At 69.6% G+C, this 20,715-nt stretch carries 26 protein-coding genes and 1 tRNA gene; 18 read left to right on the top strand and 9 right to left on the bottom strand.

Features of this window, described 5'->3' with window-relative positions:
- Positions 1-71: 71 nt before the first annotated feature.
- Positions 72-1,166: a DUF1152 domain-containing protein gene (locus ACH4VX_RS14605; protein WP_398367741.1), complete on the bottom strand. Its 1,095-nt coding sequence runs from the start codon at positions 1,164-1,166 to the stop codon at positions 72-74.
- A gap of 81 nt (positions 1,167-1,247) precedes the next feature.
- Here ACH4VX_RS14605 and ACH4VX_RS14600 point away from each other — a divergent pair, with 81 nt between their 5' ends.
- The 14 genes from ACH4VX_RS14600 to xerC all read left to right on the top strand — a co-directional run bounded on the left by ACH4VX_RS14600 (position 1,248) and on the right by xerC (position 9,935).
- Complete coding sequence (locus ACH4VX_RS14600; protein WP_398367740.1) at positions 1,248-1,988, top strand: GntR family transcriptional regulator; 741 nt, start codon at positions 1,248-1,250, stop codon at positions 1,986-1,988.
- Between the two features lie 280 nt (positions 1,989-2,268).
- On the top strand, positions 2,269-2,706 hold the full coding sequence (locus tag ACH4VX_RS14595; protein ID WP_398367739.1) for an ATP-binding protein: 438 nt from the start codon (positions 2,269-2,271) through the stop codon (positions 2,704-2,706).
- An 89-nt stretch (positions 2,707-2,795) separates the two neighbouring features.
- Positions 2,796-3,524: a GntR family transcriptional regulator gene (locus ACH4VX_RS14590; RefSeq protein WP_398367738.1), complete on the top strand. Its 729-nt coding sequence runs from the start codon at positions 2,796-2,798 to the stop codon at positions 3,522-3,524.
- A gap of 120 nt (positions 3,525-3,644) precedes the next feature.
- Positions 3,645-3,995 carry a hypothetical protein gene (locus ACH4VX_RS14585; RefSeq protein ID WP_279564180.1) on the top strand — a complete coding sequence of 117 codons (351 nt, stop codon included), beginning with the start codon at positions 3,645-3,647 and terminating at the stop codon, positions 3,993-3,995.
- A gap of 5 nt (positions 3,996-4,000) precedes the next feature.
- Complete coding sequence (locus tag ACH4VX_RS14580) at positions 4,001-5,371, top strand: FtsK/SpoIIIE domain-containing protein (RefSeq protein WP_398367737.1); 1,371 nt, start codon at positions 4,001-4,003, stop codon at positions 5,369-5,371.
- 85 nt (positions 5,372-5,456) lie between these two features.
- Positions 5,457-5,627 (top strand): hypothetical protein, encoded by a 171-nt coding sequence (locus tag ACH4VX_RS14575; RefSeq protein ID WP_398367736.1) that lies wholly within the window; start codon positions 5,457-5,459, stop codon positions 5,625-5,627.
- Positions 5,627-6,265, top strand: a complete 639-nt coding sequence (locus ACH4VX_RS14570) for a DUF2637 domain-containing protein (RefSeq protein ID WP_398367735.1) — start codon at positions 5,627-5,629, stop codon at positions 6,263-6,265. The genes ACH4VX_RS14575 and ACH4VX_RS14570 overlap by 1 nt, the downstream gene beginning before the upstream one ends.
- A 48-nt stretch (positions 6,266-6,313) precedes the next feature.
- Complete coding sequence (locus tag ACH4VX_RS14565) at positions 6,314-6,493, top strand: hypothetical protein (protein ID WP_398367734.1); 180 nt, start codon at positions 6,314-6,316, stop codon at positions 6,491-6,493.
- Positions 6,493-6,684 (top strand): mobile element transfer protein, encoded by a 192-nt coding sequence (locus tag ACH4VX_RS14560; protein WP_398367733.1) that lies wholly within the window; start codon positions 6,493-6,495, stop codon positions 6,682-6,684. The genes ACH4VX_RS14565 and ACH4VX_RS14560 overlap by 1 nt, the downstream gene beginning before the upstream one ends.
- 10 nt (positions 6,685-6,694) lie before the next feature.
- The gene (locus ACH4VX_RS14555; protein ID WP_333757797.1) at positions 6,695-6,889 is read left to right on the top strand and encodes a hypothetical protein; all 195 of its coding nucleotides are present in this window, start codon (positions 6,695-6,697) and stop codon (positions 6,887-6,889) included.
- Positions 6,890-6,903: 14 nt separating this feature from the next.
- A complete protein-coding gene (locus tag ACH4VX_RS14550; protein WP_398367732.1) occupies positions 6,904-7,143 on the top strand; it encodes a SpdD protein in 240 nt (79 codons plus the stop codon).
- Positions 7,144-7,295: 152 nt separating this feature from the next.
- Positions 7,296-8,594: a replication initiator gene (locus ACH4VX_RS14545; protein ID WP_398367892.1), complete on the top strand. Its 1,299-nt coding sequence runs from the start codon at positions 7,296-7,298 to the stop codon at positions 8,592-8,594.
- Entirely contained in the window at positions 8,587-8,769 is a 183-nt protein-coding gene (locus ACH4VX_RS14540; protein WP_398367731.1) for a helix-turn-helix domain-containing protein, read from the top strand. The genes ACH4VX_RS14545 and ACH4VX_RS14540 overlap by 8 nt, the downstream gene beginning before the upstream one ends.
- On the top strand, positions 8,769-9,935 hold the full coding sequence (xerC, locus tag ACH4VX_RS14535) for a tyrosine recombinase XerC (protein WP_398367730.1): 1,167 nt from the start codon (positions 8,769-8,771) through the stop codon (positions 9,933-9,935). The genes ACH4VX_RS14540 and xerC overlap by 1 nt, the downstream gene beginning before the upstream one ends.
- A 77-nt stretch (positions 9,936-10,012) precedes the next feature.
- Here xerC and ACH4VX_RS14530 read toward each other — a convergent pair.
- The 3 genes from ACH4VX_RS14530 to ACH4VX_RS14520 form a co-directional block, all read right to left on the bottom strand.
- A tRNA-Pro gene (locus tag ACH4VX_RS14530) sits at positions 10,013-10,086 on the bottom strand.
- Between the two features lie 33 nt (positions 10,087-10,119).
- On the bottom strand, positions 10,120-10,905 hold the full coding sequence (locus ACH4VX_RS14525) for a Pr6Pr family membrane protein (protein ID WP_398367729.1): 786 nt from the start codon (positions 10,903-10,905) through the stop codon (positions 10,120-10,122).
- 55 nt (positions 10,906-10,960) lie between these two features.
- The gene (locus tag ACH4VX_RS14520; RefSeq protein WP_398367728.1) at positions 10,961-11,902 is read right to left on the bottom strand and encodes a metallophosphoesterase; all 942 of its coding nucleotides are present in this window, start codon (positions 11,900-11,902) and stop codon (positions 10,961-10,963) included.
- Between the two features lie 103 nt (positions 11,903-12,005).
- On the opposite strand from ACH4VX_RS14520, the gene ACH4VX_RS14515 reads away from it, so the two are divergent.
- On the top strand, positions 12,006-12,470 hold the full coding sequence (locus ACH4VX_RS14515; RefSeq protein ID WP_398367727.1) for a GatB/YqeY domain-containing protein: 465 nt from the start codon (positions 12,006-12,008) through the stop codon (positions 12,468-12,470).
- Positions 12,471-12,574: 104 nt separating this feature from the next.
- Here the strand turns inward: ACH4VX_RS14515 and ACH4VX_RS14510 are convergent, their stop codons facing one another.
- The 3 genes from ACH4VX_RS14510 to ACH4VX_RS14500 all read right to left on the bottom strand — a co-directional run bounded on the left by ACH4VX_RS14510 (position 12,575) and on the right by ACH4VX_RS14500 (position 16,034).
- On the bottom strand, positions 12,575-12,847 hold the full coding sequence (locus ACH4VX_RS14510; RefSeq protein ID WP_398367726.1) for a LuxR C-terminal-related transcriptional regulator: 273 nt from the start codon (positions 12,845-12,847) through the stop codon (positions 12,575-12,577).
- A 167-nt stretch (positions 12,848-13,014) separates the two neighbouring features.
- Positions 13,015-13,521 (bottom strand): hypothetical protein, encoded by a 507-nt coding sequence (locus ACH4VX_RS14505; RefSeq protein WP_398367725.1) that lies wholly within the window; start codon positions 13,519-13,521, stop codon positions 13,015-13,017.
- A gap of 218 nt (positions 13,522-13,739) precedes the next feature.
- Positions 13,740-16,034 (bottom strand): transglycosylase domain-containing protein, encoded by a 2,295-nt coding sequence (locus ACH4VX_RS14500; RefSeq protein WP_398367724.1) that lies wholly within the window; start codon positions 16,032-16,034, stop codon positions 13,740-13,742.
- 429 nt (positions 16,035-16,463) lie between these two features.
- Here ACH4VX_RS14500 and wblA point away from each other — a divergent pair, with 429 nt between their 5' ends.
- Positions 16,464-16,802: a transcriptional regulator WblA gene (gene wblA / locus ACH4VX_RS14495; RefSeq protein ID WP_398367723.1), complete on the top strand. Its 339-nt coding sequence runs from the start codon at positions 16,464-16,466 to the stop codon at positions 16,800-16,802.
- A gap of 50 nt (positions 16,803-16,852) precedes the next feature.
- Here the strand turns inward: wblA and ACH4VX_RS14490 are convergent, their stop codons facing one another.
- Complete coding sequence (locus tag ACH4VX_RS14490; protein WP_398367722.1) at positions 16,853-18,265, bottom strand: ArsA family ATPase; 1,413 nt, start codon at positions 18,263-18,265, stop codon at positions 16,853-16,855.
- 145 nt (positions 18,266-18,410) lie between these two features.
- Positions 18,411-19,388, bottom strand: a complete 978-nt coding sequence (locus tag ACH4VX_RS14485) for an ArsA family ATPase (RefSeq protein WP_398367721.1) — start codon at positions 19,386-19,388, stop codon at positions 18,411-18,413.
- 127 nt (positions 19,389-19,515) lie between these two features.
- Here ACH4VX_RS14485 and ACH4VX_RS14480 point away from each other — a divergent pair, with 127 nt between their 5' ends.
- Positions 19,516-19,677 (top strand): DUF4177 domain-containing protein, encoded by a 162-nt coding sequence (locus ACH4VX_RS14480; RefSeq protein ID WP_010986011.1) that lies wholly within the window; start codon positions 19,516-19,518, stop codon positions 19,675-19,677.
- Positions 19,674-20,141 (top strand): RidA family protein, encoded by a 468-nt coding sequence (locus ACH4VX_RS14475; protein ID WP_398367720.1) that lies wholly within the window; start codon positions 19,674-19,676, stop codon positions 20,139-20,141. The genes ACH4VX_RS14480 and ACH4VX_RS14475 overlap by 4 nt, the downstream gene beginning before the upstream one ends.
- Positions 20,142-20,715: the final 574 nt, after the last annotated feature.

Here is a 20,715-nt window from a genome sequence, read left to right as displayed (position 1 = left end):
GCCCGGCCGGGGGCCGGGCCGCGCGCGGTGAGCGGAGCGAGCCGCCTTGAACCAGTAGAGAAAGTTGTAACTCAAGTGGTGCTGAGGATGCGCCAGAGTGGAGCTGCGTACTGCTCCGGGCGCCTAGACAGCAGGAGTTGCCGCAGGTCGCCGCGCTGGGCGCCGTTGAGGTTCAGGACCTCGGTGAGGTGGCGGAACGTTGTGTGCGTGACTCCGCGGGCGTGGGCCTCTGACTCGAACTGGTCGAGTTGGCGCAGTACCGCTTCCGTGTCGAGTGCTGCCGGTGGCTGGTCCTTCAACCAGGTGGCCTTGTTGCGCTCGTAGTCAATCTCCGAGAAGCCGCAGATCTCGCGGCTGTGGGTCTCGGCTTCATCCAAGGACGTCGTCGCCATGATGGCTCGGGCCAGAGCGTTGTGGCTCAGTGCCTCGTCCAGGTCGACTTCGTGCAGCTGCGCGCTCGCGTCCGTGAGCGGCACAGGGAGGCCGGCGTCGCGTACCTCGCACGTGCCGCGCACTCCTCGGGCCGCCGCCGCGAGCATGCCCGTGGCTTCGGACGGGTGCCACTCCAGGACGCTGCTGATCGGGGCTACGTCCTCCGCTGTGAAGGTATGGACGACGGGGCCCAGCAGCGGGCAAAGATCGTCTGCTGACAGCTCGCCGTCCAGGCCGGGGCCGGCGACCAGGAGCCGGACAGTCGCTTCTACCCGGCAGCACGCTGCAAGGGTCAGTGCGTCGGCGAGTGGGCTCTTGAGGGTCGGTTCGTCGCCGCCGGCGAGGATGTCTCCGCCGACGTCCAGGAGGTCGATCGACTCCGGCGTCAGGTGGGTGACCAGCTCCTCCAGCTGGTTCGTCACGCCTTCGACTCCGCGCTGCGGGTCGAGAAGGGCGAACGTCTGGGGAAGCTCGGCTGCGAGGCGGGGAAGGGTAGACCCTACGGGAGCGATCGGACGGGCAGTCGCCGGTACTGACCGGACGGACCGGGTGACGGGTTCGAGGCCGGTGAAGTCGTGTGCGCTGCGGGGGCCCGCTACCGGGTCGACCAAGAGACGTTCCCACGCGTAGGTGAGGATCACCGCCTGGTCCTCGTCGCCGTACTGGGCGGCGTGAAGCATTGCGGCGGCGACTGCGTCGCCCCCTCCTCCTGCTGCGACGATCAACCGCGTCATGTGGTCAACATTACGGGTTCTGGTATTAGCCACTCACTCTATAGTGGCTAGAGGCCATAGCCACTTGGACGAGGAGGAGACGTGCCGCAGATCGAGGAGGCGCAGCCGAAGTACCTTCAGATCGCTCACCACATCCGCGATCAGATCCTTCGGGGCGACTTGCGAGCGGGTGACGAGGTGCCGTCGGAACGGCAGTTGGCCGCTGACTGGAAGGTTTCCCGCCCGACCGCGGCCCGCGCCCTGGAGGCACTGAGTCATCAGGGGCTCGTCGAGAAGCGGCAAGGCTCGGGTACGTACGTACGGAGCCTGGAAGTCAACCGGCGTGCGCGGGAGTTGTACGGCAGAGCTCGTCAGACCGGGAAGATCTACACGCCCGGTGAGTACGCGGTGATCACCTCGGCCGGGTGGATGGACGCTCCGGAACACGTCGCTGAGGCTCTCGGGCTGGTCAAGGATCGCCGGGCCGTGCATCGCCGGCGCGTGACCAACAACCAGGATGGGCCCATCACGTTGTCCACCTCCTGGTTCGCTCCCGATGTCGGTCAGCGCGCGCCCAAGCTCACGGATCCCGGGCGGATCCAGGAGGGAACCCTGATGTACGTCGAGAACATGACGGGACGGCAGGGGAGTTACGCCGAGGACCGTATGTGCGCTCGGGGTGCCACCGACGAAGAGGCCACCGACCTGAGTCTCGAACCGGGCTCTGCCGTGCTGGTCGTCCACCACGTCGTCTACGACATGCAGGACCGGCCCTTGGAGTTCGCCGAAGCCACGTACCCGCCGCACCGTTGGGCGTTCGAGCAGGGCTATCCGTTGACATGACCTGACAGGGCGTCAGTTGCGCGAACCGCTTGCGCGGCACAAGTGGCCAATGCCACTATCCAGTAAGTGGCTAAGGCCACTTACTGGAAGGGGGCACGGCGTGGCAGGTCGGCGACCGGATCAGGGCACGCGCTCAGCATGCCGAGGATGCCGGGGGCGCGGTTGGAAGCGCGTCGGTTCGCGTACGTCGGTGGCGCTCGCCACCTCCAACGACCAGCCCCGTGCCGCATCGAAGCGACGCTGCCTCGACTGCGACGGCAGCGGCAAGGAGTGAGCGCGGATGACCTACCGGCTCAACCGCTTTCCCAGCGAGGAATCACCGTGGCTCGGGGCGTTGACCCTGCATCCGATCCCGGAGTCAGTCCCCCGGGCTCGGCGCTGGTTCCGGAAGTTCATCGCCCCGTACAACCCGGCCTGCTCGGTCGACGACTGCGCGCTGATGATCTCCGAGCTGGTGACGAACGCCATCCTGTACGGGCGGGCCGACGAGGAGTGGTGCGTACGCGTGGAGTGGTTCCGGGAAGGAACCTCGCTGCGTGTGGAGGTGCACAACCCCGGTTTTCCGGTGAACGTGCGTCTTCGCCGGCCGGACGCCGACGACGCCCACGGGCGCGGACTGCTCTTGGTCGACTCCATCGCCGAGTCTTGGCACTCCGGGCCCAGCCGCTTTGGCGGGACGGTGGTCGCCTTCCTGATGGCCGATGCGTGGCCTGCCTGAGGGAGGCGTCCCCCGCTTCTACACCTGCCCGTGGATTGTCGCTAGTCTGGTTGACCAGTTGACTTGGCCAATCTCGACGGGCGGCGTGCATGGGATATGAGGTGGAGGCCCCCAAGTACGTGCGCCTCGCGCAGACCATTCAGGGCCGCATCGAGGACGGCACGTACCCGCCCGGCACCCGCGTTCCCAGCGAGAACCAGCTGGTGCAGGCGTTCGGGATGTCCCGGCCTACGGTCGTGCGGGCTTTGGAGCTGCTGAAGCGTGACGGCTGGCTGGAGTCTCGGCAGGGGTACGGAACTATCGTGCGCGGGCGTCCCGCAGACGTCGAGGAGAGGGAGCGCCGCGGGCGGGATGTGCTGACTCGGGACGAGTCGCAGACTCCCGGGCGACTCGTTGAGGTTGCGGAAGTCCCGGTGCCGACCCGTGTGTCCTCGGTCCTTGGTCTGCCCAAGCGCGCCAAGGTTCTGATGCGTCGCCTCCTGATCGAGGAGGACGGCGAAGCTGTTGAGCTGGTCTCCTCCTACTTCCCTGCCGGCCTGGTCGAGGGCACCGACCTGGCGAACGCCAACGTGCTGGAGTCCGGGACGCGGGCGCACCTGGAGGCACGTAAGAAGGTCCGCTTCGACCACGTGACGGAGCGCGTCTCTGCCCGGCTGCCCGACAATGCCGAACGTGAGCTGTTGGACCTGCCGGACGGCGTACCCGTCCTGAGCGTTCTCGTAATCGCCTGTGACGCCTCCGGGAGGGCACTCCAGGTCTCTGACGTGCTGCTGCCTGCCGACAGGCAAGAGCTGGAAGACACCTACCGCCTGAACTGACCCGGCTCGCGGGCGTGTTCACCCTTTCTCAGACTTGACAAGTCAACCTGTCATCCCTAGCTTCGAACTTGCTAAGTCAACTTGTCAGGTGACAGGTTGCCGACTCCGAAGGAGAAATCTGTGCGTGTGATCCGCATTGACGCCTCGTCCGCCACGGTCCTGCTCACCGAGCCGCCGGCCCCGAAGGTGCGGGACCGGAAGACCGGCGAGATCGCCAAGGACGCCGTGAGCGGCGAGGCACTGATGACGGTCGGCGTCGTCTACATCGACGAGGGCGAGTCGTCACTGATCCAGGTCACCATCCCGGAGAGCGGAGTCACGGACGGTCTGACCGTCGGTGCTCCCGTCTCCCTCCCCGGCCTGGTGGCACGTCCCTGGGAAAGCGTCTTCAACGGCCAGCAGCGGCACGGCATCGCCTACCGCGCCACCGCCGTCGCCGCGGGCGCCTTCCCGATGGCTCAGGCGGGCTGACCGACGTGATCGACCTGATGACGGTGGCCGAGGTAGGCGGGCCCCTCGCCGCGATAGGCGGCGCGGCCTACGCCCGGCACGCCCGTCCTGCCGCGTACTGGTCCACGGTCGGGATCCCGGCGTCAGTGGTCCGACTGCTGGCCTCGTACTCCTCGACCATGGACGCCTGCGGCCTGACCGTCGAACCGCCTCGCTGGCGGGCCTTGGCGGTCAAGGCCACCACCCGCCGGGAGATCCGGCCGGTCCCGCCTCGCCGGGGACTCATCCGGCCCACCGCGACCGGCCTGCGGTTGCGGCTCCGGCTCGCCCCCGGGCAGGAACCTGCCGACGTCGCCGCCTCGGCCGAGCGGTTGCGGCACGCCTGGGGCGTCCACGCCGTATACGTGCGCGACATTAAGCCCGGGGTCGTCGAACTGCGGCTCGTCGGCTTCGATGTGCTGCGCAAGGTACGGATGCCTCGCCGCTCCGGCGGCGGGTTACTGCGGGTGCCGGTGGCTCTGCGGGAGGACGCGACCGCGTTCGTCCGGGACTACCGCGCCGTACCCCATGAACTCGTGCTCGGTGCCACGCTGTCCGGCAAGTCCATGTACCTGCGCAACCTGATCGCCGGACTGGCGGCTCAGCCCGTGGTCCTGGTCGGCATCGACTGCAAGCGTGGCGTCGAACTGTCGCCCTTCGCTGCCCGCTTCACCGCGCTGGCCACCGACCAGCGACAGGCGGCCGAGCTGCTGCCCGTCCTCGTGAGCGAAATGGAGGACCGCTACGACCTGATCAAAGCACGGCAGGGCATCGCCCCCGGCACCCCCGATGAACTGATCACCTCGGATATCTGGGGAATGCCCGACGAGGAGCGCCCACCGCCCCTCGTGCTGTTCATCGACGAGGTGGCGGAACTCTTCCTCGTCGCGAGCAGAAAGGATGAGGACCGGCGGGACGAGATGGTCACCCAGCTCATCCGCCTCGCCCAGCTCGGCCGCGCCGCCGGCATCTATCTGGAGGTGTGCGGACAGCGCTTCGGTGCTGAGCTGGGCAAGGGCGCGACCATGCTGCGGGCCCAGCTCACCGGCCGTGTCTGCCACCGCGTCAACGACGAAGCCTCCGCCAAGATGGCCCTCGGCGACATCGCCCCGGAGGCCGTCTACGCGGCCTGCTCCATCCCCGCCGAACGGCCCGGCCTCGCCGCCGTGGGCGACACCTCCGGCGGCTGGTCCCGCATCCGCACACCGCACCTGACTCTCGCTGACGCGGCGGCCACCTGTCGCTCCGCGGCTCACCTCGCCCCGGACGTACCGGCACTTGCGCCCTTCCAGCCGTCGACCTCGACCGTGCCCGCTCAGTCACCTCAGCCTGTGACCGCACCGCACCCGGTCCCGTAGCCCCCGCACCGCTCCCACGGCCGGCGCGGCCGTCCCGCGCCAAGTCCCCACCCCCGCCATGCCTGAAGAAAGGAGAGCCGCCACCATGTGCCGCGACTGCGAGGACTTCGCCCGTACGGTCCTTCTGCTGGGCCATCTCGCCGCGTACGCCGAAACACCCGGCGCCGACGCGACCTTCGTGGAGGTCATGGGCTCCGCCTTGGCCACGTCGCTGCCGGAGCCTCCGCCGGGCCTCTTCCCCGGCGAGTCGGCCTGATGCCCCGCCCCACGGCCGTGCGCGCGGACGCGGTCCTGATCCAGGCAGTCATCGCCGGGGCCCTGTCCTTCGCCCACCTGCACGACCTCGCTGCCGCAGCCGGACAGACCGGATGGAAGGCGTGGGCATACCCGATCTCCGTCGACCTACTCCTCGTCGCCGCCTGGCACCGACTCCGTTCAGGAGCCGCGAAAGCGTCGGCCTGGTGCTGGTTCCTCGTCGCCCTGGTCGCCTCGCTCGGTGCCAACGTCGCGACCGCCGGCCTCCTCGACCTGACCGACGTACCCGACTGGCTGCGCATCCTCGTCGCCGGCTGGCCCGCGGTCGCCTTCCTCGGCGGGACCCTTCTCGCCCACGGAGCGCGGACGACACCGGACGAACCGAAAGCGACGCCGACCCCGAGGACAGAACCGGCCGCGTCAACAACTGCCGAGTCGCCCACCGCGCCCGTGCCGGACCCCGCCCAACCAGCCACACCCACACCCGCGCCTGTCCCACCCGCCCTCGTCGCCCTGGCTCGCAAGGTCGCTGAAGAACACAGGACCCGGACCGGCGCAGCCATCGACACCTCGACCCTTCGCGCCCGGCTCGGCGTCCCGATGCCGCTCGCGGAAGCCATCGCCGCGCAACTCACCTGATCACTGATCCACGGAGGTACTCCGACCGTGCGCCCGTCCACGCTCCGCGTGCTCAACCGCGCTGCCGAGCTGACCCGCCAGAACCGCCTCACCGAAGCGATGCTCATCGCCGAACCCGTGATCCTCACCGCCGACGCGTACGAGGGCGACGAGATCCGGCGCTGGCTCCTCGACCACGTCACCGACTTCACCGGAGAGAACGACGAGAGCTGGAAGGACCTGCCCTGATGCCCCGCACCCCGCGCTTCCGCCGAGTCGTCCGCATCGGCCCCGTACAGGTCGCCACCTACTACGACGGCCGTGGCCGCGAGCAGCACACCGCGGCCTGCACTGCTCCGCGCTGCGGCTTCGCCGCCGACTACGACAGCCGCGCCGCCGCCGAACTCGCAGCCCGCACCCACCGCTGCCGCGTCCGCTGAGGGAGCTCCCGTGACCGTCTCGCTGCCGCTCGTCCTGGTCCTGGGCCTCATCGCCTGGGGCGCGGTCCGGTTCCTCGGCGTCCGCGTCTGGATCGTCGTCGTGATCGCGCTCTTCGGCTTCCTGCTCTCCCGGACCTTCCTCGCCCCGGCCATCGACTCCGGTACCCGCTCCGGCGTCGACATCGTCAACGGCACCCGCGACTGACAAGGAGATACGCCGTGTTCCGTCCCAAGCTGCCCGACGTCCCGACCCCGACCGCCCTCAGCCACCACCACGCCCACAGCCCGGTGCCCTCCGCCGGCCGCACCCTCGCCCCCTACGTCGGCCCGGTCGCCGCGGTGGTCGTCGTGGGCGTCGTCCTCACCGCGCTCCTGGCGGCGGTCGCCGTCACGGCCGTGTCCGTGGCCATCGCCGCCGTCGTCCTGCGCTCCCTCGTCAGCAGCGCGAACAAGCGCTGACCGGCCGCCGGGGCGGCAATAAGCCGCCAAGCATCCCGCCGCCCCGGGGCCGTCCCTCCCAACTGCCGTAACAGCCGAAAGGAACCCCCATCATCACCCGGCAGACTCCGCCCCCGCTGGCGGAACTCTCCACACTGGCCTCCCTCGGCAACCTGCCCGAGCTGGCCCGCCAACTCTCCGGTCTGGGCGGATGCACGCACCCGATCCGTCTCGACGGCCACCGCACCGAGTACGCCGTCGACACCCGCACCGGAGAGATCGGCGCCGCCCTCCACCACCTCGACTCCACCGACCTCCCGGCCGGTCACCTACTGGTCCGCTGCAACAACCGCCGCACCACTCGCTGCGGGGCCTGCGCCGAGGTGTACCGCCGCGACACCTTCCACCTGATCACCTCCGGCCTGCGCGGCGGCAAGGGCGTCCCCGAACGCGTCTCCGCCCACCCCCGCGTCTTCGCCACCTTCACCGCCCCTGGCTTCGGCCCGGTCCACAACCGCCCCACCGGCCCGGCCCGAACAGTCCGTCCCTGCCGCTGCGGCGCCCTCCACGACCAGGACGACGCCGTACTCGGCACTCCGCTCAGCCCGGACACCTACGACTACGAAGCGGCCGTCTTGTGGAACGCGCACGCCGGCCTGCTGTGGCGGCGCTTCTCGATCTACCTGCGTCGGGAGGTCGCCAAGCGCGCCGGCCTCACCCAACGGGCTTTCCGTGAGCACGCGCGGGTGTCTTTCGCGAAGGTGGCCGAGTACCAGAAGCGCGGCGCGGTCCACTTCCATGCCGTCATCCGTATCGACGGCCCCACCGGCGGTGACACCTCACCGCCCGCCTGGGCCACTGCTGAGCTGCTCACCGACGCCATCCGCGCCGCCGCCACTGCCGCCCAGGTGGACGGCCCGACCATCGACGGCCGCACCCACACCTTCACCTTCGGCCGTCAGCTCGACATCCGCACCATCCGCTCCGCCGACTTCGACGACGGCCAGGAGCTGACCGAGCGGGCTGTGGCCGCGTACATCGCCAAGTACGCCACCAAGGGGGCCGAAACCGCGACCGGTGCACTCGACAGGCCGCTGAAATTCCTCGCCGAACTCGCCCAGCTCGACATCAGCGACCACGCCCGCCGCCTCGTCCGAACCGCCTGGATGCTCGGCGCCCGCAAAGAACTCGAACACCTCCGCCTGCGGGCCTGGGCCCACATGCTCGGCTTCCGCGGCCACTTCTCCACCAAGTCCCGCCGCTACTCCACCACCCTCGGCGCCCTCCGTACCGCCCGAGCCGAATACCGCCGTGCCCAAGCCGCTGCGGCGACCGAGACCGACACGGAGACGACCACGCTCGTCCTCGCCCACTGGATCTACGCCGGTACCGGCCTCACCGACGCCGAAGCCTGGCTCACCGAAACCCTCCAACCCGCTCCCGGAACCGAAGGAGAGCCGACGCATGCGTGACGACGAGCTGTTGACCGTGGGGGAGGTCATGGCTCGCCTGAAGGTGGGCCGGTCCACGGTCTACGAACTGATCCGTACCCGGCGTCTGCCCTCGGTCGCCATCGGCCGGTGCCGGCGCATCCCCGCCTCCGCCCTCGGAAACTTCATCGCGGGACAGATGGAGCGTGCTGCCTGATGACCAAGCGTCGTAGCCGCGGTGACGGCGGCCTCCATTGGGACGAGAAGAGACAGCGCTGGATCGCCACGGCGAACCTCGGCTTCGACCCGAGCGGCAAACGCATCGTGAAACGGGGGAGTGGCAAGACCAAGACCGAGGCGAAGAGCAAGCTCAAGGAGGTTCTACGGGACCACGAAGACGGTCTCGCGATCGCGCCGACGAACTACACCGTCGCCGACGCCGTGAATGACTGGCTGGCGTACGGCCTGGCGGGGCGAGACCCTGGCACCGTCGAGACCTGCACGCTCCTGAGTCAGAAGCACGTCATCCCGGCCTTGGGCGCACGCAAGCTCCGCGACCTCAGTGCGGAGGACATCGACCGCTGGTTGGCGACCAAGAGGCAGACCCTCAGTACGCGCACGTTGCAAGCTGTCCACTCCTGCCTGAACCGCTCGGTCAAGAGGGCCATGGCGCGGGACAAGGTGAAGCGCAACGTGGTCGAGCTGTGCTCGGTGCCCCAGGGGCAGGCTGGGCGGCCGTCCAAGGCGCTGTCCTTCTCTCAGGCCGAGGCAGTGCTGAAGGCGGCGGAGGGCACCTCCATGCACGCGTACATCGTCGTAGCTCTGCTGACCGGCGCCCGTACCGAGGAACTGCGGGCGCTCACCTGGGACCACGTCTTCTTGAAAGGACGGCCGGACGCCGATCCGCCCCAGCCTCCGCACATCGCCGTGTGGCGCTCGGTGCGGCGTGGCGGGGACACGAAGACACGGAAGTCCCGGCGCACGCTCGCCCTGCCGGCGCGCTGCGTGCAGGTTCTCTGGCAGCACTTCGAAGATCAGGGGTGGGAACGGCTCGCTGCTGGTGACAAGTGGGACGAGCACGGACTCGTCTTCTCCTCGGCCGTGGGCAAGCCGCTCGATGCCACGAACGTCCGGCGCGCCTTCCGCCAGGCACTCAAGGATGCCGAGGGCGTCAACGCCGACGAGTGGACCCCTCGGGAGCTGCGGCACAGCTTCGTGTCGCTGCTCTCCGACCGTGGCGTCCCGCTCGAGGAGATCTCCCGCCTGGTCGGCCATTCCGGCACGGCCGTGACCGAGGAGGTCTACCGGAAGCAGATCCGGCCCGTGATCCAGACCGGTGCCGTGGTCATGGACGGCATCTTCAAGCGCGCTCCAGAACGGTAGTCACGCAGATAGACACGCACACGAAACAGGTGAGGCACCTACTGAAATCAGTAGGTGCCTCACCTGGTGTTTCACTGTCGGGGTGGCGGGATTTGAACCCACGACCTCTTCGTCCCGAACGAAGCGCGCTGCCAAGCTGCGCTACACCCCGATTGTCACTGCTCTCGCGGCGACGACGTTTACTTTAGCCCACCGGGGGCCGGAGGCGAAATCCGGTTTTCGAGTGGTGGCGGACCGGGTTCGGGCGGATGTGGTCCAGGGCCACGAGGAGGACGGCCAGGGCGTAACAGGCGAGGCCCAGGAGGAGGGCGTCGGCGAGGACGTTCCTGTAGCCGTGCCGGGTGACGTCGAGGAAGGGGTAGAGGTAGCGGATGGGGGAGCCGGGGAGGAGTTCGCCCCGGGCCAGGGTGAAGGCCAGGTAGGCCAGGGGGTACAGCAGCCAGGTGGCGGCCTGGCGCAGGCGGGTGCGGGCCGGCGGGGAGAGGAGGAGCCAGTCCAGTACCGCGGCGACGGGGAGCACCGTGTGCAGGGTGTGGGCGGCGAGTGGCTCCAGCCAGGAGGCTCCGGCCGCGTCGCCGGTCATCGAGAAGCGCGGGGTCGTGTCCGCCAGGAGGATGTGGTGGACCAGGGACGCCGTGATCACGTACAGCAGGGCCGCTCCCGTGATCGCGCCCGGCAGGGGGTGGCGGGCGCTCCAGGCGCGGCGGGCCGAGGCGAGCATGACCAGGGCCAGGAGGACCGCGCTCTGGATCGCGAAGTGGCTCAGGCTCCGGGCCGGGCCGCCGAGGAGGGTTTCCACCAGCACCGCGCCCGCCGCCAGCAGCGCCAGGACCAGACGGTACATCGCTGTCAGCGGACGGCGTACCAGCGGGACGACGGCTCTGGCGGGGGCGAAGAGGGCGGCCGACGCCGGATGCGTACGCGGCAGGGCGGGGAGGTCCGGGAGGTCCCTGGGTATCGGGGCGGTCATGCACCCCAGCGTGGGCGGATGTCCGGTCCGGGGCGATGTGGGTGGGCCGGACGGGTTACCCGTTGGCGCCGCGTTCGCGGCCCACCAGGGTCATCAGCGTCGCCTCCGGGGGGCAGGCGAAGCGGACCGGGGTGTAGCGGCTGGCGCCGCATCCCGCGGAGACGTGGAGGTAGGACGTGCGGCCCTCGGACGTGTGCGTGGACAGGCCCTTCACGCGGTCCGTGTCCAGGTCGCAGTTGGTGACCAGGGCGCCGTAGAAGGGGATGCAGAGCTGGCCGCCGTGGGTGTGGCCGGCCAGGATCAGCGGGTAGCCGTCGGCCGCGAAGGAGTCCAGGACGCGCAGGTACGGGGCGTGGACGACGCCCATCGAGAAGTCCGCCCCGTGCGACGGGCCGCCCGAGACCTCCGCGTACCGGTCGCGCTTGATGTGCGGGTCGTCCAGGCCGGTCAGCTCGATCGACGTGCCCTCGATCTTCAGTGTGCCCCTGGTGTTCGTCAGGTTCAGCCAGCCCGCCGCGTCGAAGCCGTCCCGCAGGTCCTCCCACGGGTTGTGGATCACGCCGACCGCCTGCGCGTTGCCGTTCAGGCCGTGGCGGCCCTGGGCCTTCTCGAGCAGGTAGCGGGCGGGGTTGCGCAGGGTGGGGCCGTAGTAGTCGTTGGAGCCGAAGACGTACGCGCCCGGGAACTCCATCAGGGGGCCGAGCGCGTCGAGGACCTCCGGCACGCCCTCGGGGTCGGACAGGTTGTCGCCCGTGTTGAGCACGAAGTCGGGGCGCAGGCCCGCCAGGGAGCGCAGCCAGCGCTGCTTCTTGCGCTGACCGCCGACCATGTGGATGTCGGAGACCTGGAGCACGCGCAGCGGGCGCATCCCGGAGGGGAGGACGGGGACGGTCACCCGTCGGAGGCGGAACGAGCGGGCCTCGAAGCCCGCCGCGTACAGCAGTCCGGCGGCGCCGGCCGCCGTGATTCCCAGGGGGATTCCGTATCGCGCGCGCATGTGTCCATCGTGTCAGATCCGAGCGGGCGCTCCGAACGCCTGTGGATACAGGGGGCCTTAAATCGGCAGGCGTTCCTCGTCGCGCACCTGCGACAATCAAGTCATGACCACGCTCAAGTCGAAGCTGCAGGAAGACCTCAACGCCGCGATCAAGGAGCGCGACGAGCTCCGCTCCTCGACGCTCCGGCTGACGCTCGCCGCGATCACCAAGGAGGAGGTCGCGGGGAAGCAGAAGCGCGAGCTCTCCGACGACGAGGTGCAGAAGGTGATCACCCGCGAGGCGAAGAAGCGCCGTGAGGCGGCCGAGGCCTTCGCGCAGGGTGGCCGCCCCGAGCAGTCCGAGCGGGAGAAGGCGGAGGGCGAGGTGCTGGCGCAGTACCTGCCCAGGCAGCTGTCCGACGAGGAGCTGAACGCGATCGTCGGCCAGGCCGTGGAGGAGGCCAGGGCGGCGGGTGCGGAAGGGCCGCGGGCCATGGGTGCCGTGATGAAGATCGTGAACCCGAAGGTGGCCGGTCGGGCGGAGGGCGGCCGGGTCGCCGCCGTGGTGAAGAAGCTGCTGGCCGGCTGAGTACGGCCGACGGCCGGGCTCGCTCCCGGCCGTCGCCCCCCGGGGCCCGCGGGATGTCGTTGGCCGGTGTGATCCCCGAGGTGACGGACCCCGCCCGCCGCCCGCTACCGCTGAGGGACCCCTCTTTCGACCACGGTTCTTTCTCTGCGCGAGCGCAGCAGACCCAGTTCCTGGGCCCGTGCCCCGAGGGCCACCCGCCCGTTGGCCTGCAAGTGCTCCATGAGCCGTTGAACCCTGCGCTGCACGGTGCGGTGCCCCACGTCGAGTTGCCGGGCGATCGACGCGTCACTGAACCCCGCATACAAGAGGTTCAAGATTTTTCGGTCATTGGCGTCGATATGGGCAAGGCCGGAAAAAGGGTTCGGTCCGGTGGTCAAGATTTCCCCGATGCGGTATGTGGTCTTTATTTCTCCAGCATTTTAAATGGGGCCCGGCCGTGTGGGGAAGTTGAATCAAGCGGAATAAAAGGGGCGGGCGGGCCGGCGCCGTCGCGCCGTCCCGCCCGCCGCCGGTCGGGCCGTCGATGTGACGGCCCGGGGCCGGCTCAGTACCAGGGCGTGCAGCTCTGGTCGCCCGAGGGGTCTTCGACGCAGGCCCGCATCATGTGCGTCGAGGGGTTGTAGTACATCGGCGTGCGCGTCCAGTAGTAGTTCGTCCCGCCCGGGATCTTGGCGGTCCAGCCCGAGGCGCCGCCCTTCTTCAGACCGAGTCGCCAGTAGCAGGTGGACTGGTCCTTGGTGCACCGCTGCATGTACACGTTCCAGTTCTGCTCACCCGAACCGCTGATGTAGTGCAGCCGGGCCCAGCTGTACTGGTCGCCGTCGGTCTTGCCCCACCGCATCTCGTACAGGAACGAGTTGCCGAGCTGGTAGGGGCCGTGCGGGGAGACCGGCCCGGACTCCCAGCTCTGGATGTTCGGGTCGTGGCCGTCGCAGCTGAAGTTGTCACAGGCGAGGACACCGGCCGAAGCGGAACTCGGGACCATGAGGGCCAGGGCGAGCGCGCTGAACAGGGCGCCGAACATCACGCCGATCCGTGACCGGAGTTTCATTTCTCCTCCATGAGTAACAGCACGGGAAAAGAGCACCCGGACGAGCGGGGCCGCAGGTGACTATGTCATGGCCGGGGCCGGAGAAAGGCCCTTTTTTGCCGCGCTGGCGCAATCACGCCGATCATGTTTACGTTTGCGGGCGTTCGGCAATAAGAAACAAACGGTCCCTCGACCCCGAATCCGGGGGAGGGACCGTTCGTCGTATCGGGGCCGGCCGGTCAGTCGCGTCCCCCGGGGCCGTTGCCCGGGCCCTGGATGAAGCCCTCCGGGATGGAGAAGGTCGGGTCCGGCTCGTTGCCGCCGTTGCCGCCTCCGTCGTTGTTGCCGCCGTTGCCGCCGTTTCCGTTGCCGCCGCTGTTCAGGCCGCCGACGAGACCGCCGTCACCGTTGTTGCCGTCGCCGTTGTTGCCGTCGTCGTCCCGGTCGTCGTCTCGGTCCTGGTCGGGATCGGGGATGTTGACGAGGTTGAAGGACGGGGCCTCCTTGCCCGACAGGGCGCCGGTCATGGCGTCGCGCCAAATGGGGCCCGGCACCGAGCCGCCGTAGACCTTGGCGTGGGGCACACCGCCGATGGTGACGTTGACCATCTTGACCTGCTGGCTGGCGCTGCCGACCCACACCGCGCCCGACAGGTTCGGCGTGTAGCCGACGAACCAGGCGTTCTTGCGCTCGTCCGTGGTACCGGTCTTACCGGCGTTGGCGCGGTCCGTGAGGCCCGCCTCCTGGCCCGTACCGGAGTCGACCACGCCCTGCAGCAGGGTGTTCACCGTGTCCGCGGTCTTCTCGCTCATCGCCCGCGAGCACGTCGACTTCGGAACCTCCAGCGACTTCTGCCGGTCGCCGATCTTCTGGGTGATCGACTCGATGGCGATCGGCGTGCAGTACATGCCCCGGGAGGCGAACGCGGCGTAGGCGCTCGCCATCGTCAGCGGGGAGATGCCCTTGGAACCGAGGGAGACCGCCGGCACCTCCGGGAGCTTGTCGCCGTTGCCCTGCACGACGTGCAGGCCGTTGGTCATCTTCATCACCGGGCACAGGCCGATGTCGGCAACCATCTGCACGAAGTAGGTGTTGACCGAGAGGGCCATCGCCTCCTTCAACCGGTAGGGGCCGACCTCCGACTCGCTCTCGTTGGGAACGGTCTCGCCGCCCTCGTTCATCCAGGGTTTGCCGCTGCACGTCTGCACGGGCTCCGGGTAGGGCATCTCGTACGGCGACGAGTACTCCTGGGTGACCGGCCGCCCCTCCTCGAGCGCGGCCGCCGCGACGAAGGGCTTGAACGTCGAACCGGTCGGGAAGCCGAAGTTGGAGCCACCCATGCCGTGGTCGACCGAATAGTTGATCTCGGTCTCGTTCTTGTCGTAGCCGAACGGCTTCGACTGGCCCATGCCGAGGATCTTGCCGGTGCCGGGTTCGACCAGGGTGACCGCCGCGGCGACCGAGTCGCTCTTGTTGACGTGGTCGTCGAGGGAGTCCTGGACCGACTCCTGCGCCTGCGGGGTGAGCGTGGTCCGGATCGTCAGACCGCCCTGGTTCCAGATCCTGGCCCGGTCCTCCCGGGTCTTGCCGAAGACCGGGTCGTTCAGGAACACCTCGCGCACGTAGTCGCAGAAGAAGCTCGCGTCGTTGACCGCGGTGATGCAGCCGTTCTTCGGCTTGCTGATCTTCAGGCCCAGCGGGGCCTCCGCCGCCTCGGCGGCCTGCTCCCGGGAGACGTCGCCGACCTGGGCCATCCGCTGGAGGACGGTGTTGCGCCGCTTCTTCGCCTCCGCCTCGTCGTTGACCGGGTCGTAGCGGCTCGGTGACTGGACGATGCCGGCGAGGAGGGCGGACTCCTGGAGGTTGAGGTCCTTGGCGGGCTTGGAGAAGTAGCGCCGGGCGGCGGCCTCGACGCCGTACGCCTGCTGGCCGAAGAAGGTGATGTTCAGGTAGTTCTCGAGGATCTTCTTCTTGCCCAGCTCCTCCTCGACCTGGATCGCGTACTTCAGCTCGGCGATCTTGCGGCCGATGGTCTGCTGGGTGGCCTGCGCGACCTTCGTCGCGTCGTCACCCGCCTCCTCGACGAAGACGTTCTTCACGTACTGCTGCGTGAGTGTGGACGCGCCCTCGGAGACCTCGCCGCTGCGCGCGTTCTTGTTGAGTGCGCGCAGGACGCCCTTGAGGTCGACCGCGCCGTGCTCGTAGAAGCGCGAGTCCTCGATCGCGACGATCGCCTTCTGTATGTACGGCGAGATGTCCTTGAGGTCGACCACCGTGCGGTCGCGCGAGTAGACGGTGGCGATCTGGCCGCCGTCGGCGTCGAGGATGGTGGTGCGCTGGCTCAGCGGCGGCGTCTTGAGGTTGGTCGGGAGCTCGTCGAAGCTCTCGACCGATCCCTTGGCCGCCAGGCCGAGCGCGCCCACGGCGGGCAGCGCGATGCCGGCCATGACGGCCCCCGCGAGGACACTGACACCGAGGAACTTGGCGGCCTGCTGCGTGGAGGACAGACCACCGCCCGAGCGCTTCTTTGGCATGGGAGCAGCCTACGTTCTCATTCGCCGGACAAGCGTATATGCCTTGGCCTAAGCTGCTCTCGACTGTCACAGCAGTGAGGCCACGTATCAATACGTCCGGCGACCCCGAATCGTTCCGGATCTCCTCGATTTTTTCGTACGAGTTTGTGCCGAGGAGTGTTGAGTACGTGTCCGGATCCGCCTTGTGTGTCATGCGGTGCCCGTTGTGACGCAGCTGAAGTGCCCTGAAATGCCGGGTTCGTCGCGCATGTCGTCCCCTCACTCCCCCGGGTGATCTGCCGCTTACCCATAGTCCGTTCGGACCATTCAAGATTGGGCCCGCTGGGGGTGTTGCGCTGTGCCCACCTTCCGTAACGTCCTCAACTGGCGGCGGTGAATATGCCGCTGCCGCCGTGGGGGAGCCTCGATTCGGGAGAGGACGGCGCCGGTATGGGCTGGGTTACCGACTGGAGTGCGCAGGCCGCCTGCCGCACTACCGATCCGGATGAACTGTTCGTTCAGGGAGCAGCGCAGAACAGGGCCAAGGCGGTGTGCACCGGATGTCCGGTACGCACCGAATGCCTGGCCGACGCGCTCGACAACCGCGTCGAGTTCGGCGTATGGGGAGGCATGACGGAGCGTGAGCGCCGCGCACTGCTGCGCCGGCGGCCGACCGTGACCTCCTGGCGCAGGCTGCTGGAGACCGCGCGCTCGGAGTACGAGCGGGGGCCGGGTGTCGTACCGCTCGACGACGACGAGGTGTACGAGAACTACGCGGCGGTGAGCTGAGGGCCCTCGGGGGGTTCTCGGTCCCGCCCGGCTTCGGACCCAGGGTGTCGTCAGGGCGTTTCGGGCAGCTCCGGCCGGTTGGCCGCGAGCCGGTCGCCGATGTTCCGCAGCCCCGCGAGGTCGTGCACATCGCCGGGCAGCGCGGCCACCTCGGTCACCGCCACCTCGGGATGGAGCGCGGTGAAGCGGTCGCGTGTGCGCTGCTCGCGAGAGAGCAGCCGCATCCGCTCGGCGTGCAGCCTCAGCAGGCCTGCGGTGAGCCGGTCGACGGACCGATCCGCGTCCGAGTCCGCGTGCGCTTCCGTGTCCTTCGTGCCCGTGCCCTCGATGTCGTCCGCGGCGGCGGGGGAGCCTGTGCCGGGGACGTCCGGAGCCGGTGTCCCGGAAGCGGAGGATGAACCGGAGGGTTCTGAACTTCCGTACGTTTCGGGAGAGTTACGAAGTCCAGCTTTCCCGTCCTCCTGATCCACAATGCGGGAGTCCTCAAGATTTTCCGCGGCGGCCAGCGCCCGCTCGGCCGACAGCCGGTCCGCGCCGCTGCCGTGCACCCGGTTGAGCACCAGCCCGGCCAGCGGCATCTCCTCCGCCGCCAGCCGCTCCACGAAGTACGCGGCCTCGCGCAGCGCGTCCCGCTCCGGGGCCGCCACCACCAGGAACGCCGTCCCGGGCGCCTGGAGCAGCTTGTACGTGGCGTCCGCGCGCGTACGGAACCCGCCGAACATCGAGTCCATCGCGGCCACGAACGTCTGGACGTCCTTCAGCAGCTGACCGCCGAGCACCTTGCCCAAGGCGCCGGTCATCATCGACATCCCGACGTTCAGGAACTTCATCCCCGCGCGGCCGCCGACCTTCGCCGGGGCCAGCAGGACGCGGATGAGCTTGCCGTCGAGGAAGGACCCGAGCCGCTTGGGCGCGTCCAGGAAGTCCAGCGCGGAACGGGACGGCGGGGTGTCGACCACGATGAGGTCCCACTCGTCCCGGGACCGCAGCTGGCCCAGCTTCTCCATCGCCATGTACTCCTGCGTGCCCGCGAAGCCCGCCGAGAGCGACTGGTAGAAGGGGTTGCCCAGGATCGCGGCGGCCCGGTCGGGGTCCGCGTGCCCCTCGACGATCTCGTCGAAGGTGCGCTTCATGTCGAGCATCATCGCGTGCAGTTCACCGCCCGCGGAGTCGTCGACACCCTTCACCCGGCGCGGGGTGTTGTCGAGCGAGTCGATGCCCATGGACTGGGCGAGCCGGCGGGCCGGGTCGATGGTGAGGACCACCACCTTGCGTCCCCGCTCGGCCGCGCGCAGGCCGAGCGCCGCGGCGGTGGTCGTCTTGCCGACCCCGCCCGAGCCGCAGCACACCACGATCCGGGTGGCGGGATCCTCGATCAGCGGGTCGATGTCGAGCGTGCGGGCGGGGGAGAGACGGTGACGGGCCGGGTCCTGGGCCTGCGCCGGTTCCGGACGACGACTCATGACATCCCCTGCTTCCGGTGCTTCCGACTCGTGACGGGGCCGGTACGGCGGTGGCTGTGGTGGTGCGTGGCGGGACCGGTACGGCGGTGACGGCGGCGGAGGTGAGGGCCGCTGCGGGGCCGGGACGTACGGGCGCGGTGCTCGGTCATGACACGCCCTGTCCGCGCAGCTCCCTGGCCAGTTGGTACAGGCCGGCCAGGTCCATGCCCTCCGCGAACAGCGGAAGCTCGTGCAACGGCACGTCGAGGTCCGTCAGCACGGCGCGCTGCTCGGTCTCCAGCGCGTACCGCTCGGCGTACTCCTCCGCCTGCGCGAGCAACGGGTCCACCAGCCGCTCGGCGTGTCCCCCGCGCCGCGCGCCGCCGAGGCCGGCGGACGACAGAGCCCGCGCGACGGAAGAACGAGGGACCGCCGCCGCGAGTTCCAGGCCGTCCCCGTCCAGCACCTCCGGCCGGACCATGTTCACCACGACCCGCCCCACCGGCAACCGCGCGGCGCGCAGTTCCGCGATGCCGTCGGCGGTCTCCTGGACCGGCATCTCCTCCAGCAGCGTCACCAGGTGCACGGCCGTCTCCGGCGATTTCAGCACCCGCATGACCGCCTGCGCCTGATTGTGTATCGGGCCGATCCTGGCGAGTCCGGCGACCTCGTCGTTGACGTTGAGGAAGCGGGTGATGCGGCCGGTCGGCGGGGCGTCCATCACGACGTAGTCGTAGACGAACCGCCCGTTCCTGTCCTTGCGGCGCACCGCCTCGCACGCCTTGCCGGTGAGCAGGACGTCCCGCACGCCGGGTGCGATGGTGGTGGCGAAGTCGATCGCGCCGAGCTTCCTGAGGGCCCGGCCGGCGCTGCCGAGCTTGTAGAACATCTGGAGATAGTCCAGAAGGGCCAATTCGGCGTCGATGGCGAGGGCGTACACCTCGCCTCCGCCCGGAGCCACGGCGATCTTCCGTTCCTCGTAGGGCAACGCCTCCGTCTCGAAGAGTTGCGCGATGCCCTGGCGGCCCTCGACCTCGACGAGGAGCGTCCGCTTCCCCTCCGTGGCCAGGGCCAGCGCGAGGGCCGCGGCCACCGTGGTCTTGCCGGTTCCGCCCTTGCCACTGACGACCTGGAGCCTGCTCACGTCTTCGAGCCTAAATGCTTGCCCCACGACCCGGCGGCTCCGGGTGGCGGTTCCCGGACGCCGTGCCCCGCGCGAGGGGCGGGACGGGGGGCCGCGTCCCACGCGGGCGGGGGCTAGAGTCGGCCGCATGACCAAGTGGGAATACGCGACTGTGCCTCTGCTCGTCCACGCAACGAAGCAGATTCTGGACACCTGGGGCGAGGACGGCTGGGAGCTCGTCCAGGTCGTGCCCGGGCCGAACAACCCCGAGCAGCTGGTGGCCTACCTGAAGCGCGAGAGGCAGGCATGAGCGCCGTCGAGGCGAAACTGGCCGAGCTGGGCCTGAGCCTGCCGGAGGTCGTCCCGCCGCTGGCCGCGTACCAGCCGGCCGTGCGGTCGGGCCGGTACGTCTTCACCGCCGGCCAGCTGCCCATGGTGGAGGGCAAGCTTCCGATGACCGGCAAGGTCGGCGCGGAGGTCACTCCGGAGGAGGCGAAGGAACTGGCGCGCACCTGCGCGCTGAACGCCCTCGCCGCGGTCAAGTCCGTCGCCGGGGACCTGGACCGGGTGGCGCGCGTGGTGAAGGTCGTCGGCTTCGTGGCCTCCGCCGCGGACTTCACCGGCCAGCCGGCCGTCCTCAACGGCGCGAGCGAACTGCTCGGCGCGGTCCTCGGTGACAAGGGCGTCCACGCCCGCAGCGCGGTGGGCGTCGCGGTACTGCCCCTGGACGCTCCGGTGGAGGTCGAGATCCAGGTGGAACTCACGGAGGCGTAGCCCGCGCCGACGGGTCCCGCGAGGTGCGGGACCCGGTGATTCCGGCCCCGTCCCGGGGACCCCGGCGCCTGGCGTGATCGCGTGGCCCGGTGACTGCGGCCCCCGGTGTGCGGCGCCTCGGACCTGAGGCCCGGTGCGACGGCATGTCCCGGTGAGGACGGTGCCCTGTTGCGCGGGCGCCGGGGACACCGCTGCCCGGCCTGATGGACTGTTCCGGTGAGGGCGGCACCCGGTGCGAGGGCACACCCACGAGCCCCTGGCGCCCGGCGAGCGGATACCCGCGGGCGAGTCCCCGCGCGGCCGGGTTCGGTGGCCGGTGTGCCGGTGGGGGTGGTGGCGTGCGCCGTCCGCTGGGTCCGGTGTGAGAGGCGCGCGGCTCGTGGGGATGCCGTGCGGGCGAGTCCCCGCGCGGCCGGGTTCGGTGGCCGGTGTGCCGGTGGGGGTGGTGGCGTGCGCCGTCCGCTGGGTCCGGTGTGAGAGGCGCGCGGCTCGTGGGGATGCCCGCGTCCCGGGTCCCCGGGCGCGTGCCGTGCGGTCGCCGACGCATCCCGTCCGGTGGACCGCCGTGTCGTCC

It is taken from the genome of Streptomyces sp. NPDC020731 (assembly GCF_044334705.1).
Taxonomy (GTDB): Bacteria; Actinomycetota; Actinomycetes; order Streptomycetales; family Streptomycetaceae; genus Streptomyces.
The sequence above is the reverse complement of the archived record's forward strand: the minus strand, read 5'-3'. Positions and strand labels throughout refer to the sequence as shown.

Bases quoted from the DNA above. Each gene is read 5' to 3' on its own strand.
- ACH4VX_RS14605 (WP_398367741.1), bottom strand. From the start codon at position 1,166: ATGACGCGGTTGATCGTCGCAGCAGGAGGAGGGGGCGACGCAGTCGCC.
- ACH4VX_RS14595 (WP_398367739.1), top strand. From the start codon at position 2,269: ATGACCTACCGGCTCAACCGCTTTCCCAGCGAGGAATCACCGTGGCTC.
- ACH4VX_RS14590 (WP_398367738.1), top strand. From the start codon at position 2,796: ATGGGATATGAGGTGGAGGCCCCCAAGTACGTGCGCCTCGCGCAGACC.
- ACH4VX_RS14575 (WP_398367736.1), top strand. From the start codon at position 5,457: ATGTGCCGCGACTGCGAGGACTTCGCCCGTACGGTCCTTCTGCTGGGC.
- ACH4VX_RS14570 (WP_398367735.1), top strand. From the start codon at position 5,627: ATGCCCCGCCCCACGGCCGTGCGCGCGGACGCGGTCCTGATCCAGGCA.
- ACH4VX_RS14560 (WP_398367733.1), top strand. From the start codon at position 6,493: ATGCCCCGCACCCCGCGCTTCCGCCGAGTCGTCCGCATCGGCCCCGTA.
- ACH4VX_RS14540 (WP_398367731.1), top strand. From the start codon at position 8,587: ATGCGTGACGACGAGCTGTTGACCGTGGGGGAGGTCATGGCTCGCCTG.
- xerC (WP_398367730.1), top strand. From the start codon at position 8,769: ATGACCAAGCGTCGTAGCCGCGGTGACGGCGGCCTCCATTGGGACGAG.
- ACH4VX_RS14525 (WP_398367729.1), bottom strand. From the start codon at position 10,905: ATGACCGCCCCGATACCCAGGGACCTCCCGGACCTCCCCGCCCTGCCG.
- ACH4VX_RS14520 (WP_398367728.1), bottom strand. From the start codon at position 11,902: ATGCGCGCGCGATACGGAATCCCCCTGGGAATCACGGCGGCCGGCGCC.
- ACH4VX_RS14515 (WP_398367727.1), top strand. From the start codon at position 12,006: ATGACCACGCTCAAGTCGAAGCTGCAGGAAGACCTCAACGCCGCGATC.
- ACH4VX_RS14505 (WP_398367725.1), bottom strand. From the start codon at position 13,521: ATGAAACTCCGGTCACGGATCGGCGTGATGTTCGGCGCCCTGTTCAGC.
- ACH4VX_RS14500 (WP_398367724.1), bottom strand. From the start codon at position 16,034: ATGCCAAAGAAGCGCTCGGGCGGTGGTCTGTCCTCCACGCAGCAGGCC.
- wblA (WP_398367723.1), top strand. From the start codon at position 16,464: ATGGGCTGGGTTACCGACTGGAGTGCGCAGGCCGCCTGCCGCACTACC.
- ACH4VX_RS14490 (WP_398367722.1), bottom strand. From the start codon at position 18,265: ATGAGTCGTCGTCCGGAACCGGCGCAGGCCCAGGACCCGGCCCGTCAC.
- ACH4VX_RS14480 (WP_010986011.1), top strand. From the start codon at position 19,516: ATGACCAAGTGGGAATACGCGACTGTGCCTCTGCTCGTCCACGCAACG.
- ACH4VX_RS14475 (WP_398367720.1), top strand. From the start codon at position 19,674: ATGAGCGCCGTCGAGGCGAAACTGGCCGAGCTGGGCCTGAGCCTGCCG.